Source organism: Pseudomonas sp. OVF7 (genome assembly GCF_030644265.1).
GTDB classification, from domain to species: domain Bacteria; phylum Pseudomonadota; class Gammaproteobacteria; order Pseudomonadales; family Pseudomonadaceae; genus Aquipseudomonas; species Aquipseudomonas gorinensis.
Window position 1 is genome coordinate 4,329,806 of the sequence record NZ_CP128996.1, and the last position, 13,851, is coordinate 4,343,656.

The following is a 13,851-nucleotide window of genomic DNA, read 5'->3' on the forward strand; positions in this document are numbered from 1 at the left end:
AACGCAGGACCCGCCCGCCTGCCACATCACGGGGCCGTTTCGTCATCCTCGGTGGGTTCCTGAGGCTGAGGTAGGGTCTGGGACTGGCTCCACTCGGCATCCTGCTTCTGCATCAGCGCAAACCAGTGCTGGCGCATGAACGTCAGGTAGTTCTCCGGCGCCTTGGCAAAATCCTTCTCGTCGGTATAGCAACCCGGCAACGGCAGTTCGGTACCCTGCTCCTTATACTGGCTGACCAGCGCCTGTTGCCCGGCTACGCTGCAGTCCTTGGGCAACGGCATGCCGCGCAGTGCGCCGGCCTCTTCGTCCCACCAGCTGGCGCCGTAGCGGTCGACACCGCGCAAACGGTACTTCTGCGACTTGCCCACATGCATGATCAGCTTGAATTCGTTAGGGCTGACATCGCTGGTGCAGGTGCGCGAGTAACCCACGGTAGCCTGGGTGAGGCCGTCGCCGGCCAGGTCGGTGACCTTGGTGGCAGCCATGTCGAAGTGCAACGCCGCGTCGAACTCACAATGCTGTACATCGTCGTAGAGCATCCACATGCGTTTGGGGCGGTCGCCATCGATCAGGTATTGGGCTGCATAGACAAATGCCGATTGGGTGCCATCGTCCTCGCGTTCATTGAGTTGTTCGGCGAGCACCAGCAGGTTCTTGCCCTGACGGTCGTCCCATGTATAGGCGGCAACCTGCTTACCACGGACTTCAACGCCCTCCGGCACCTGGGTGACCGGGGTCAGCGCCACCCCCTCATCGGCCCGCACGGTCGTGATACACGCCATCGTCATCAACAAGCCCATCAACGCGGGCCGCAACTGGCCACGCAAAAGCTGCACGCTATTCATCCGAGTACCCTGGCAAGAGATGGCTTACTTTACCGGCACTTGAGCGGCAATGCAGAGAAGATTGTTGAATAAATTCGGCGGTCGAAGCCGTTGTTTGCCTGCAGCCTCCCATCAGCGGCCAACACGCGTCTATTTCGCGGATTTACCGCACGGCTCAACACGTTAGGTACCTAGCTGAACCCTAGCTGTCTACCTGTCAAATAAACGAGTTTTTCATCAGGCTTTCATATTCGTACAACATTTTTACGCTTAATCTTGGGTTCACGGACTTGAGAGCAAACCGCGCTTTACGGACTAACTAGTTGATTACCCTTTACCTTTGCGCGAAATGGTCTTTACTCCAGTTCACTTAGGAAGAACACACGGTCAGCCTTCAGGACGTTGAATGAACACCACGCACCCCACTGCCTTTTGATCAGTTGCCTGCATTTTCGCCCACTGATTGCTGCTGTTTTCACGCACCAAGCTGATCTAACCCCGAGGTCATGAATCTTTGAAACCCTACCCTATTCATTGTGTGTCGATCGTTATTCCGGTCTACAACGAACAAGAGAGCCTGCCTGAATTGCTGCGTCGCACCACCGCAGCCTGCAAGCAACTGGCCTACGAATACGAAATCATCCTGGTGGATGACGGTAGCCGTGACAAATCCGCCCAGTTGCTGGAAAACGCCGCCGAAGAAGACGGTAGCAACGTGGTGGCGGTGATCCTTAACCGCAACTACGGCCAGCATGCGGCGATCATGGCTGGTTTCGAGCAGTGCCGCGGCGACGTGGTGATCACCCTCGACGCCGACCTGCAGAACCCGCCGGAAGAAATCCCGCGCCTGGTGGAACAAGCCGCCCTGGGTTACGACGTGGTCGCCACCGTGCGCAACAATCGCCAGGACTCGGCCTTCCGCCGCTGGCCTTCGCGCCTGATCAACCTGGCCGTGCAACGCTCCACCGGTGTGGCCATGACCGACTACGGCTGCATGCTGCGCGCGTACCGCCGCACCATCGTCGACGCCATGCTTGCCTGCCGCGAGCGCAGCACCTTTATCCCGATCCTGGCCAACGGGTTTGCCCGCCACACCACGGAAATCCTCGTAAACCACGCCGAGCGCGAGCACGGCGAATCCAAATACAGTGCCATGCGCCTGATCAGCCTGATGTTCGATCTGCTGACGTGCATGACCACCACCCCGCTGCGCCTGCTGTCTATTGTCGGCTTCTGCCTGGCGGGCCTGGGCGGGCTGTTCGCATTTGCGCTGATCATCCTGCGCCTGGCCTTCGGTGCCCAATGGGCCGGCGATGGCACCTTCGTGCTGTTTGCGGTGCTCTTCGTGTTCACCGGCGGCCAGTTCATCGGCATGGGCCTCTTGGGTGAGTACCTGGGCCGCATGTACAGCGATGTGCGCGCCCGCCCTCGGTTCTTTATTGAAAAAGTGCTGCGCAACCAACCGGCAGCACCGGCACCCGTGGTCGTCGTCGACGGCCTGGCGTCCTCCCATACCACCACTACTTCTCCTTCCGATCAGGTTTCGTCATGAATTCAAAAGCCGTTGTATTCGCTTATCACGATATTGGCTGTGCTGGCATTGAAGCCTTGCTGACGGCTGGCTACGACATTGCTGCCGTGTTCACCCATGCCGATGACCCCAAGGAAAACAATTTCTACGGTTCCGTCGCGCAACTGTGCGCCCGCAACGGCATCCCGGTGCATGCACCGGAAGACGCCAACCACCCGCTGTGGATCGAGCGCATCGCCAAGCTCAACCCGGACTTCATCTTCTCGTTCTACTACCGCAACCTGCTCAGCGAAGCCCTGTTGGCCACCGCCAGCAAAGGCGCGTTCAACCTGCACGGTTCGCTGTTGCCGAAATACCGTGGCCGCGCACCGGCCAACTGGGTACTGGTCAAGGGCGAAACCGAAACCGGCGTGACCCTGCACCGCATGGTCAAGCGTGCCGACGCTGGCGCGATCCTCGCCCAGCAGAAAGTCACGATCGAGCGCACCGACACCGGCCTGACCCTGCACGCCAAACTGCGTGACGCCGCCACCAACCTGCTGCGCGATGCCCTGCCACAACTGGCCGCGGGCAAGCTGACTGAAACCGCCCAGGACGAAAGCCAGGCTACCTATTTTGGCCGCCGTACCGCCGCTGATGGCAAGCTGGAGTGGAAAAAGCCGGCTGAAGAACTGTTCAACCTGGTGCGTGCCGTGACCCAGCCTTACCCAGGCGCCTTCTGCGCCGTGGGCGAGCACAAGCTGATCGTGTGGCAAGCCGAAGTCGTCAAGGGCAACGAAGGCCTGGCGCCCGGCCGCGTGATCAGCGTCAACCCGCTGCGCATCGCCTGCGGCGAAGACTCCCTGGTGGTCAAGTTCGGCCAGCGCAATGACAACGGCCTGTACCTGGCCGGCCCGTCCCTGGCCAACGAATTGGGCCTGGTCGACGGCTCCGTCCTGCGCGGCGCCGAATCCGGCCGCAAGCCACGTCGTACCCGTGTACTGATCCTGGGCGTGAACGGCTTTATCGGTAACCACCTGTCCGAGCGCCTGCTGCGTGACGACCGTTACGAGGTCTACGGCCTGGATATCGGCTCCGACGCCATCGAGCGCCTGCGCAGCCACCCGAACTTCCATTACGTGGAAGGCGATATCAGCATCCACACCGAGTGGATCGAGTACCACATCAAGAAGTGCGACGTCGTCCTGCCGCTCGTGGCCATCGCCACTCCGATCGAATACACCCGCAACCCGCTGCGCGTGTTCGAGCTGGACTTCGAAGAAAACCTCAAGCTGGTGCGCTACTGCGTCAAGTACAACAAGCGCGTGATCTTCCCATCGACCTCCGAAGTCTATGGCATGTGCCAGGACCAGTACTTCGACGAAGACACCTCCAACCTGGTGGTCGGCCCGGTCAACAAGCAACGCTGGATCTACTCGGTCTCCAAGCAACTGCTCGACCGCGTCATCTGGGCCTACGGCGACAAGGGCCTGAAATTCACCCTGTTCCGTCCGTTCAACTGGATGGGGCCACGCCTGGACCGCCTGGATTCGGCGCGTATCGGCAGCTCCCGTGCGATTACCCAGTTGATCCTGAACCTGGTGGAAGGCACCCCGATCCGTCTGTTCGACGGTGGCGAGCAAAAACGTTGCTTCACTGACATCGCCGACGGTATCGAAGCCCTGGCCCGTATCATTGATAACGACAACGGTGTCTGCGATAGCCAGATCATCAACATCGGCAACCCGGAAAACGAAGCCAGCATCCGTCAACTGGGCGAAGAACTGCTGCGTCAGTTCGAAGCTCACCCGCTGCGCAGCAACTTCCCTCCGTTCGCCGGTTTCCGCGACGTAGAGAGCAAGGCGTTCTACGGCACCGGTTACCAGGACGTGGCGCACCGCAAGCCAAGCATCGAAAACGCCAAGCGCCTGTTGAACTGGGAGCCAACCGTTGAGATGAGCGAGACCATCGGCAACACCCTCGACTTCTTCCTGAAAGAAGCCATGCTCGAAATCGCGGACAAGAAGTAATGCAGGCAGGTCTTCGCATTGATGTCGACACCTACCGTGGCACCCGTGAAGGTGTGCCGCGGTTGCTCGAATCCCTGGATGAAGCCGGGGTGAAAGCGACGTTCTTCTTCAGTGTTGGGCCGGACAACATGGGGCGCCACTTGTGGCGCCTCATCCGCCCGCAGTTCCTGTGGAAGATGCTGCGTTCCAATGCCGTAGGCCTGTATGGCCTGGATATCTTGCTGGCCGGCACCGCCTGGCCGGGCAAGCCGATCGGTCGTGACCTGGGGCACTTGATGCGCCAGGCCAAGGCCGCCGGGCACGAAGTCGGCCTGCATGCCTGGGATCACCACGGTTGGCAGGCCAACACCGGGCGCTGGAGTGAGGCACAACTGGTGGAGCAGATCCGCCGTGGCGTCGACACCCTCAGCGATATCCTCGGTGAACGCATCGACTGTTCAGCGGCGGCCGGTTGGCGTGCCGATGAACGCGTGGTGCAAGCCAAGCAAGGCTTCAACTTTCGCTACAACAGCGATTGCCGGGGCACCAGCCTGTTTCGACCGACATTGGCCGATGGCAGCGCGGGCACCCCACAAATTCCGGTAGACCTGCCGACCTTCGACGAAGTCGTCGGGCCGGTGGTGGCTGCCAAGGACTTCAACCGCTTCATCCTCGACCGCTTTGCCGAGTCGAAGCTGAACGTCTACACGATCCACGCAGAAGTAGAAGGGATTCTGATGGCCAATGATTTTCGCCAGTTGCTGGCCCAGGCAGGGCAGCGCGGCATCGACTTCAAACCCCTGGGCGACTTGTTGCCCGTGGACCTGACCACCCTGCCCCAGCAACACCTGGTGCGTGGCGCCCTGAGTGGGCGTGAGGGCTGGCTTGGAGTGCAACAGGCATGATCCGCCGTTGGGCGCTGCCCCTGCTACTGTTGGCGTTCGGTGTGTTTTATCTGCTGCCGCTGGCCACCCATGGCCTGTGGATTCCGGATGAAACCCGCTACGCGCAGATCAGCCAGGAAATGCTGCTGACCGGCAAGTGGGCCTCGCCGCACTTCATGGGCATTCGCTATTTCGAAAAGCCGGCCGCCGGTTACTGGATGATCGCGCTGGGCCAGGCGATCTTTGGGCAGAACCTGTTCGGCGTACGCTTTGCCTCAGCGTTTAGCACCGGCTTGAGCATCCTGCTGGTGTACCTGGTGTCGCGCCGGCTGTGGAATGACCCGCACAAGAGCCTGGTCAGTACCGTGCTCTACATGAGCTTCGTCAGCGTCGCCGCCCTGGGCGGTTACGCCAACCTGGACCCGCAGTTCACCTTCTGGGTCAACCTGACAGGCGTGGCGCTGTGGTTCTGCTTCGATAACACCACGCGTAACGGTCGCCTGGGCGCCTGGGCATTGCTGGGCCTGGCCTGCGGCATGGGTTTTATGACCAAGGGTTTTCTGGCGTGGCTGCTGCCCGTGCTGATCGCCCTGCCCTACGCAATCTGGCAAAAACGCTTTCGCGAGCTGCTCGGCTACGGCGTGGTCGCTGTGGTCGTGGCTATCGTCGTCAGCTTGCCCTGGGCGTTGGCCGTACACTCGCAGGAGCCGGATTACTGGAACTTCTTCTTCTGGCACGAGCATATCCAGCGTTTCGCCGGTGAGGACGCCCAGCACGCCGAGCCATTCTGGTACTACCTGCCGCTGCTGGTAGCCTTCTCGTTGCCGTGGGTGGCATTGCTGCCGGCTACGCTCAAGCAGGCCTGGCTGGAAAAACGTACCCCCAGGATCGCCTTCCTGTTGTTGTGGTTGCTGATGCCGCTGGCGTTCTTCAGCCTGGCCAAGGGCAAGCTGCCGTCCTACATCATGCCGTGCCTGCTGCCGCTGGCCTTGCTGATGGGCAACGCCCTGGCCGATAAACTGGCTCAGGGTCGCGATCGCGCCTTGCGCATCAATGGCTGGCTGAACCTGGTGATCGGGGTCGTGGCGCTGCTGGCGTTGACCTGGCTTCAACTGAAAAAACCGGTGTACGAGCACGGCCAGGAAACCCTGAGCCTGGTGCTGGTATTCGTTTTCCTGTTCGGTTGGATCATCGTCAACCTGCTGCAAGCCGCGCGCCCGCTGAAATGGTGGGCGGCACCGGTGCTTGGCAGCTGGCTGCTGGTGGCGTTGGCCCCGGCTGCGCTGCCCCATTCGGTGGTGTACAACAAGACCCCGGACCAGTTCATCATCGATCACCTGCCGGCCCTTCAACCGTCTGCCGCGTTGCTGAGCAATGACCTGGGAGCGGCATCGGCCCTGGCATGGCGCCTGCAACGCCCCGACGTCACCCTCTATAACACCGTCGGCGAAGTGAAATACGGCCTCGCCTACCCGGACGCCACCCATCACAAGGTCGACATGACCCAGGTCAAGCAATGGATGAGCGATGCGCGTAAAAAAGGCGTAGTCGGCGTGGTGATGCGCGTTAAAGGCGAGGATGAAATAGCCGAGGTTGCGTTACTGCCTGAAGACGGCCAGCGCTTTGAGCAAGGCAATCTTGTGATTCTGATCTTCCCGCAGGTTGCGCCATGATCACCCTGCTGCTGTTGTTGAGCGCCTGCCTGCTCACCTGCATGGGCCAGGTCTCGCAGAAGTTTGCCGTGGAAAGCTGGCGCGACCAGCCCGACGGCTGGGCGCTGAAACTGCGTTCACCCTGGCTGTGGGCTGCCCTGCTGTGCCTGGGCTTCGGCCTGCTGGTGTGGTTGCTGGTGCTGCAGCGCCTGGAGGTCGGAGTGGCTTACCCGATGCTGAGCCTGAACTTTGTGCTGGTCACACTGATGGCGCGCTTTGTGTTCAAAGAGCACATCGACAGCCGCCATTGGCTGGGCGTGGCATTGGTGATTGCCGGTGTCGTGCTGCTGGGGCGTCAGGTATGAGCCGGGCGCAAGGTTTTGCCCTGGCCCTGGGCAGTGTCGGCCTGGTCAGCGCCGCCCAGTTGGGCATGCGCTGGAGCATGACGCGCCTGCCCCTGCCCAACGAATGGCTCACCACCACCATCGACCTGTCTGCCCTGGGCGTAGTGATCCTGGCGATCATCGCCTATGCGCTATCGATGCTCTGCTGGCTCGGCGCGCTTAAACACCTGCCCCTGGGCCGCGCCTATTCGCTGCTCAGCATCAGCTACGCGCTGGTGTACCTGCTGGCAGCCAGCCTGCCGGTGTTCAACGAACATTTTTCGCTTTCAAAAACCCTGGGGGTGGCCTTGGTCATCCTCGGAGTACTGGTTATCAACTCTCGCCGTGCTAGCGCTGCAAGCCCCAGGAATGCCCCATGAAAATCAGTGTATTTGGTAGTGGTTACGTCGGTCTGGTGCAGGCCACCGTATTAGCCGAAGTCGGTCACGATGTCATCTGCATGGACGTTGATCAGAACAAGGTCAAGCTGCTGCAGCAGGGCCATGTGAGCATTTTCGAGCCAGGGTTGGCAGCGATGGTCAAGGAGAACCTGGAAAGCGGTCGACTGAACTTCACCTATGACGAAAAACTCGCCGTCGAACATGGTGAAGTGCTGTTTATCGCCGTGGGTACGCCGTCTGATGAAGACGGTTCTGCCGATTTGAAATACGTGCTGTCGGTGGGCGACGCAGTTGCCCGTCATCGCATCGAACCGGTGATCCTGGTGGAAAAATCCACCGTTCCCGTCGGCACCGGCGACACTTTGCGCGCCCATATCGAGAAAGCCCTGCACCTGGCTGGCCGGCACCTGGAGTTCGATATCGTCTCCAACCCGGAATTCCTCAAGGAAGGCTCGGCGGTTGCCGACTGCCGCCGCCCGGACCGGATCATCATCGGCTGCGAGCGCGAAGAAGTGCGCGATGTCATGCGCGACCTGTACGCGCCGTTCAACCGCAACCACGACCGCATCATCTTCATGGACCTGCGCAGCGCCGAACTGACCAAGTACGCCGCCAACTGCATGCTGGCCACCAAGATCAGCTTTATCAACCAGATCGCCGAGCTGGCCGAACACCTGGGGGCGGACATCGAAGCCGTGCGCCTGGGCATTGGCGCCGACTCACGGATTGGCTACCACTTCATCTACCCGGGGTGCGGCTACGGCGGCTCGTGCTTCCCCAAGGACATGCGTGCTCTGATCCACAGCGCCAAGCAGGCCAACTGCTCCAGCGACCTGCTGGAAGCCGTGGAAGCCATCAACCAGCGCCAGAAGAGCAAGCTGTACGAGCGCGTCAATGCCTTCTTCAAGGGCAACCTGCGTGGCAAGACCTTCGCGCTGTGGGGCCTGGCCTTCAAGCCCAACACCGACGACATGCGTGACGCCCCAAGCCGCGTGCTGATGGAAGCACTGTGGGCCGCCGGCGCCAATGTGCGCGCCTTTGACCCGGAAGCCATGCAGGAAACCCAACGCATCTACGGCGATGACCCGCGCCTGATGCTGATGGGCACCCCCGAATCCACCCTGAGTGGCGCCGATGCGCTGATTGTCTGCACCGAATGGCAGCAGTTCAAGGCACCGGACTTCGACCTGATCCACCAGCGCCTGAAAACCCCAGTGATCTTCGACGGCCGCAACTTGTACGACGGCGAGCGCCTGGCACGCAAAGGCTTCCAGTATTTCCCAATGGGCCGTGGTGACTCCTGCCAGTTGCCGATTCCCCAGCAGCAGTGGGTACCGCAGGTTGTGGAAGCCTGAGACGTGAACAAAGCTCAAGCGCCCCTGCTCACTGCAACGATTCGCCGACAGTCCCTTGGCTTGGGGCTGCTGGCGTTGCTGTTGTTCATTGCCGGCAACTGGCACCAGGCGATCATCGGCTTTGACTCGCGCTTCGTAGTGTTCGCCCAGGAGATGCTGCGCCATGGGCCAAGCTTCTTCCCCACGACCTACGGGCAACCCTACGCCGACTACCTGGCGACCTCGACACTGATGACCTGGCTGCTGTCCTTGCCCTTGGGCCAGGTCAACAGCTTCACGGCCTGGTTGCCAACGTCCATTGCTTCGGCGCTGATTGTCATGCTGGTGTACCGCCTGACGGCGCCGTACTCCCAGCGCTGGGGCCTGTTGAGCGTAGCGATGTTACTGCTCAGCAGCACCTTCATCAGCGAAACCCGCGCCGTTTCCTTGGACCAGATGCTCGCGGCTGTCGCCCTGGCAGTCTTCTACCTGGGCTATGCCCATGATCACTTCGGTGCGGGCAAGCGCCTGCACTGGCTGTATCTGCTTTTGCTCGTGGGGTTTGCGATTCGCGGGCCGATCGGCCTGGTGATCCCTACGGGCGTGCTGTGCAGCTACTACCTGATCAACCGGCAATGGCGCCAGCTGTTCAGCTTTGGCTTCCTGGCCCTGGCCCTGCTGGTGGCGTGTGTCGGCCTGCTGTTGCTGCTGGCCAAGCTCAGTGGCGGCGAAGTGTTCATGCAAGACGTGATCCGCATGCAGTTCATGGGGCGCATGGATGGCAGTGAAGGCTCCAGCGGTGTGCTGTATTACTTCACCAGTTCCATGGGCAATTACGCGCTGGCCTACCCGTTGGCCTTGCTGGTGCTGCTCGCGGTGGCGATAGGAGGACGGCGCGCGCCGGATCCAGCCCTGCAGTTGGTGCTGTATTGCGCGGCGGCGGGCCTGCTGGTGATGCTCGGCTTGTCGGTTCCCCAGGCCAAGAAGGCGCGGTATGTGCTGCCGATGCTGCCGATGGCGGCAATAATTGCGGCGTATCCGTTCCAGGTGACGCAGGGCCGCCTGTTTGGCTGGTTGCGCGGCCTGATGCTGGGGCTGTGGACGCTGCTGCCGGGGCTGCTGATCGTCGGCCTGTGGCTGGCGCGCCCACGCTATCCCGAGCAATTGAGTCATCTTGGCGGCGTCTTCGGCATACTTGGCGTGCTGCAGGTACTGGCGCTGCTGGCGCTATTCAAGTCACGGCTGCGCTCACTCGCGCCTGCCTTGACCGCGGTGCTGGCGGTATGGAGCACTTACATTCTGGTGGTCGAACCGCTGGAGCGCAGCCTCTACGACACCCGCACCTTCAGCCTTGCTGTTCAGGCGCAGGTCAAGCAGCAACCGGCGCCTGTCGTGCTGCATGCCCTGGGCAAGGACGCCAAGGCGATCAAATTGATCGTCAACCTTGATTGCGACCGGGTACCGCTGTTTACCCAACTGCCTGCCGAACTGGCGACGATCCAGGGGCCAGCATGGCTGGTGATGAGCAAAGCTGACTTTGAAGAGCTGCAAGACCCGCGTTTTCGTTCGATCACGCCAACGCTCACCGGCGAGTTCGACAAGAACCCCTACGTGCTGCTGCACCTGTCCAAAACCATCCAACCGTGACGCTGCCGGCTTCGGCCGGCACTTCCCGGAAAACTCCTACACAACTATGGGTAATGGCGCGTGGCGCTCCCCTTCCCCGTGCTCGAAGCCCAGCGGTAAACTCGCTCGTCAAAGGCGGTAACTATTTGCCACGCCTTGATCGAATGGATAACGACAAGGACGCTATCAGCCGCAGGCAACCCAGTGGCGTACCTCATTAAAAAGGATGATGCCGTGCGCGATGACTTATTGCTTGATGCTCCTTTTCCGTTGACGCATGAGCACGTCCATCTCGGCTACATCCCCATCCCCAGGCTGGAACGCCTCATGGAATTGCGTAACGCCCTGGTGGCGCTGAAAGGTCCATTGTCCAACGACCCCAAGGTGCGCGAAAACCTGCAGGAACGGCTCTTGAGCGATGAACTGCATAATCGCATCCTCGGCCAGGTCTGCCGGGCCCCCACTCCTTCGCCGCAGCTCAACTGAGTTCATCATTATTGAACTTAACCTTCATTAATATGCATTGGCGACCTTGCATCAGGGCCGGCACACTACGCAGGTTCCTCCCCCAAATGTTGGAACGTTCAAAGGGCTTTTCCGGGCAACCAGGCAAGCCTTTTTTTTCGCCTGCTGTTGACGGACCCTTTCTCAATGCTTGCTCGCTGGTTACCTGCTGCTATCAATACCCGCCCCGCCGAATGGAGCCGTGCCGCGATTGGCATGGCCCTGGGCACCCTGCTCAGTGTCTGGGTATGCGCCCAAGTGTTTGGCATGGAAGTCGCCCTGCACTTGCTGGGGCCTCTGGGCGCTTCGGCAGTGCTGCTGTTCGCCGTCTCATCCGGTGCGCTGGCGCAGCCGTGGTCGATCATTGGCAGCTACCTGTGTGCCGCAGTGGTCGCGCTGTTGGTTGCTCGGGTACTGGGGCGCACCCTGGGCAGCGCCTGCCTGGCGGCGGGCATGACCGTCATCCTGATCTGCTGGCTGCGCTGCCTGCACCCGCCGGCGGGCGGCCTGGCGATGACCCTGGTACTGGCCGACCCCAGCTCGGCGGCCCTCGGCTGGCAGGAACTGCCGGCGGTCATGCTCGGCGCCGCTGCCTTACTCATGTGCGCGCTGGCCTACAACAACGCCACACGCACGCGCTATCCCAAGGGCGCGACCGAGGTACCGGGTATCTTCACGAATAAGTCTCAGGCAGCAAGAGACCCATCGATCACCGCCGCCGACCTCAAGTTGGCGTTAGCCGACATGGAGCAGTTCTACGACATCGAGCCCTCCGAGCTGGAACAGCTGATCCACGCTGCCGAAAGCCATGCGCGGCGCAGAAGTATCGGCCAAGTGTTGGCGAGTCGCGTGGAGTAGGCGCATTCACGACGAATGGTGTTTACGCCCGTGTGTGATGGGCTAAGGTTGTACAAACCACTTGTTGTTGTCTGCTTTTCTCTGAATTCTGGATCGCCGTAAACCAGTAGCGAAGACATTGGATCGTCTGGCTATCAATGGGTGCTCACAGAGCGGTGATACAGGTCAAGGCTTTCCCGGTTCCGCTCTCATCGTCGTTCCACATGCTGGCCCTCCTGCTCAAGTGTTTTGAATGCTCCATTCAAACCTGGTGAGGATCCATCGTGGACGACCACTTGCAGAAGGTGCTGCGCGCGCCGCTTTTCGACCACCGACAGCGTTATCACCTGCCCCTTAGAGCCTACATGGACCTGACGATCAGGCGCATGCATGCGATTTTCGATGCGGGGCTGATCAACAACGACATGTGGCTCGGCCAACCCGACGCTTCACATTTTCGAGACCTGTGCGAACGCATCGGCCTGATCGGCGCCTACGACTACGCCCTGTATTCCTCGCTGGTGGATCACATGATCGCCGCCAACGCCCTGCTGACCCAGGGCAGCCCCGAGCAGGTGGCGCGCTACCGTGACGAAGTCATCCAGATGCGTGCGGTGTATGCGTTTGGCTGTACTGAAATCGCCAGTGGCACCGACGTCCGTAACCTCAAGACCACCGTCACCTATGATCCTGAACGGCACTGCCTGGTGCTCGATTCGCCCTGCGCAGAGGCCTGCAAGTATTGGATCGGCAACAGCCTGCACGCGGCGCAGGTGGTAATGGTGCTCGCGCGCTTGCTGGTCGACAGCCAAGACCAGGGGCACCACTGGTTTCGCGTGGTGATTCGCGACCAGGAAAACGGCCCTCTGCGCCCAGGGCTGAAGGTCATTGCCTGTGACCCCAAGGGCGGTATTCATGCCAATGAAGTCGGCGCCTTGCGTTTTTGCCAGATGCAACTGGGTACCGATGCGCTGTTGCAGCGCTACGCACGGTTTACCGCCAATGGACAGTTCATCAGCGACTTGCCCAAAGGCGAGCGCTTCATCAATGCACTGGAAACGTTCCTGCAAGAGCGCCTGTTGTTGATGGCCGCCTCGCGCCACGGCGCCGGGCTGTGCGCATACCTGACGTATCGATTTGGCCGCCACCGGCTGTTAGCGGCCGGCCCGTTGCTCGGCAACCCGCTGTTCCGGCAGCGCCTCTATAACGCCCAGCTCAAGGCGCTGGCGCTCAAATACCTCGAGCAGGCCATCCTCACCCGCTTCGAAGCACACTGGCCGCATACCGAGCAGCGCAAGGCGCTGCATATCCTCGCGGCCCTGAGCAAATGCGTCGGTACCTGGATGGGACTGGAAGTGATCGCCCAGTGCCGCGAACTCTGCGGCTCCCAGGGATTCCATCACTACAACCAGATCGTCACCCTGCGCATGGACTTAGAAATCAGCATTACGTTCGCCGGTGACAACAGCGTGATGGCCTATCAGGTAATCAAGGATGCCCTGGCGCGCCCACGCTTCGACCACGTACCGCCGTGCAACCTTGGCCAGCAGATCGAGCAAACCATTGTCCAGGAGTGCCGACCGGGCAACGACTTTTCCCATCGACAGGCGGTCGGGCTGGCGTACGCCCGCGCACTCGACCTGATCATCCAGGCCGCCGAATCCGCACGCCTCCAGCCGCCCATCCTGCACGACCTGACCCACGTATTTGTTGCGTACCTGCACCACTGGGGCCTGCTCGCCAGCCCCGCGGAACAGCGGCCCAGCGCGGCACGCCTCGCCCAATTGGCCGCTTGGTTGAAACCACCTTCGGTGTTGGTCGATGCACCGATCGCCAAAGCCGACTACATCCATCAATTCACCCGTGCACTGTACAGGGAGCAATGAA

The 13,851-nt window shown here is 61.0% G+C and carries 12 protein-coding genes; 11 read left to right on the forward strand and 1 reads right to left on the reverse strand.

Going from position 1 to position 13,851, the window contains the following annotated elements; all coding sequences use genetic code 11:
- Positions 1-26: 26 nt before the first annotated feature.
- Positions 27-845, reverse strand: a complete 819-nt coding sequence (locus tag QU606_RS19610; RefSeq protein WP_024075409.1) for a M949_RS01915 family surface polysaccharide biosynthesis protein — start codon at positions 843-845, stop codon at positions 27-29.
- Between the two features lie 493 nt (positions 846-1,338).
- On the opposite strand from QU606_RS19610, the gene arnC reads away from it, so the two are divergent.
- The 11 genes from arnC to QU606_RS19665 all read left to right on the forward strand — a co-directional run bounded on the left by arnC (position 1,339) and on the right by QU606_RS19665 (position 13,850).
- Positions 1,339-2,376 (forward strand): undecaprenyl-phosphate 4-deoxy-4-formamido-L-arabinose transferase, encoded by a 1,038-nt coding sequence (gene arnC, locus QU606_RS19615; protein WP_024075408.1) that lies wholly within the window; start codon positions 1,339-1,341, stop codon positions 2,374-2,376.
- Entirely contained in the window at positions 2,373-4,364 is a 1,992-nt protein-coding gene (gene arnA / locus QU606_RS19620) for a bifunctional UDP-4-amino-4-deoxy-L-arabinose formyltransferase/UDP-glucuronic acid oxidase ArnA (RefSeq protein ID WP_024075407.1), read from the forward strand. The genes arnC and arnA overlap by 4 nt, the downstream gene beginning before the upstream one ends.
- The gene (arnD, locus tag QU606_RS19625) at positions 4,364-5,248 is read left to right on the forward strand and encodes a 4-deoxy-4-formamido-L-arabinose-phosphoundecaprenol deformylase (protein WP_304997381.1); all 885 of its coding nucleotides are present in this window, start codon (positions 4,364-4,366) and stop codon (positions 5,246-5,248) included. The genes arnA and arnD overlap by 1 nt, the downstream gene beginning before the upstream one ends.
- On the forward strand, positions 5,245-6,900 hold the full coding sequence (gene arnT / locus QU606_RS19630) for a lipid IV(A) 4-amino-4-deoxy-L-arabinosyltransferase (RefSeq protein WP_024075405.1): 1,656 nt from the start codon (positions 5,245-5,247) through the stop codon (positions 6,898-6,900). Before arnD ends, arnT begins: the two co-directional genes overlap by 4 nt.
- On the forward strand, positions 6,897-7,244 hold the full coding sequence (gene arnE / locus QU606_RS19635; RefSeq protein WP_024075404.1) for a 4-amino-4-deoxy-L-arabinose-phosphoundecaprenol flippase subunit ArnE: 348 nt from the start codon (positions 6,897-6,899) through the stop codon (positions 7,242-7,244). Before arnT ends, arnE begins: the two co-directional genes overlap by 4 nt.
- On the forward strand, positions 7,241-7,642 hold the full coding sequence (gene arnF, locus QU606_RS19640) for a 4-amino-4-deoxy-L-arabinose-phosphoundecaprenol flippase subunit ArnF (protein WP_024075403.1): 402 nt from the start codon (positions 7,241-7,243) through the stop codon (positions 7,640-7,642). Before arnE ends, arnF begins: the two co-directional genes overlap by 4 nt.
- Positions 7,639-9,018 (forward strand): UDP-glucose/GDP-mannose dehydrogenase family protein, encoded by a 1,380-nt coding sequence (locus tag QU606_RS19645; protein WP_024075402.1) that lies wholly within the window; start codon positions 7,639-7,641, stop codon positions 9,016-9,018. Before arnF ends, QU606_RS19645 begins: the two co-directional genes overlap by 4 nt.
- A gap of 3 nt (positions 9,019-9,021) precedes the next feature.
- Positions 9,022-10,644 carry a glycosyltransferase family 39 protein gene (locus QU606_RS19650; protein ID WP_024075401.1) on the forward strand — a complete coding sequence of 541 codons (1,623 nt, stop codon included), beginning with the start codon at positions 9,022-9,024 and terminating at the stop codon, positions 10,642-10,644.
- A 213-nt stretch (positions 10,645-10,857) separates the two neighbouring features.
- Positions 10,858-11,109, forward strand: a complete 252-nt coding sequence (locus QU606_RS19655; RefSeq protein WP_370531073.1) for a type VI secretion system contractile sheath small subunit — start codon at positions 10,858-10,860, stop codon at positions 11,107-11,109.
- 165 nt (positions 11,110-11,274) lie between these two features.
- Positions 11,275-11,985 carry an HPP family protein gene (locus QU606_RS19660; protein ID WP_024075399.1) on the forward strand — a complete coding sequence of 237 codons (711 nt, stop codon included), beginning with the start codon at positions 11,275-11,277 and terminating at the stop codon, positions 11,983-11,985.
- Positions 11,986-12,248: 263 nt separating this feature from the next.
- Positions 12,249-13,850 carry an acyl-CoA dehydrogenase family protein gene (locus tag QU606_RS19665; RefSeq protein ID WP_304997382.1) on the forward strand — a complete coding sequence of 534 codons (1,602 nt, stop codon included), beginning with the start codon at positions 12,249-12,251 and terminating at the stop codon, positions 13,848-13,850.
- Position 13,851: the final 1 nt, after the last annotated feature.

Bases quoted from the DNA above. Each gene is read 5' to 3' on its own strand.
- QU606_RS19660 (WP_024075399.1), top strand. From the start codon at position 11,275: ATGCTTGCTCGCTGGTTACCTGCTGCTATCAATACCCGCCCCGCCGAA.
- arnF (WP_024075403.1), top strand. From the start codon at position 7,241: ATGAGCCGGGCGCAAGGTTTTGCCCTGGCCCTGGGCAGTGTCGGCCTG.
- arnD (WP_304997381.1), top strand. From the start codon at position 4,364: ATGCAGGCAGGTCTTCGCATTGATGTCGACACCTACCGTGGCACCCGT.
- arnA (WP_024075407.1), top strand. From the start codon at position 2,373: ATGAATTCAAAAGCCGTTGTATTCGCTTATCACGATATTGGCTGTGCT.
- arnT (WP_024075405.1), top strand. From the start codon at position 5,245: ATGATCCGCCGTTGGGCGCTGCCCCTGCTACTGTTGGCGTTCGGTGTG.
- QU606_RS19610 (WP_024075409.1), bottom strand. From the start codon at position 845: ATGAATAGCGTGCAGCTTTTGCGTGGCCAGTTGCGGCCCGCGTTGATG.
- arnE (WP_024075404.1), top strand. From the start codon at position 6,897: ATGATCACCCTGCTGCTGTTGTTGAGCGCCTGCCTGCTCACCTGCATG.
- QU606_RS19645 (WP_024075402.1), top strand. From the start codon at position 7,639: ATGAAAATCAGTGTATTTGGTAGTGGTTACGTCGGTCTGGTGCAGGCC.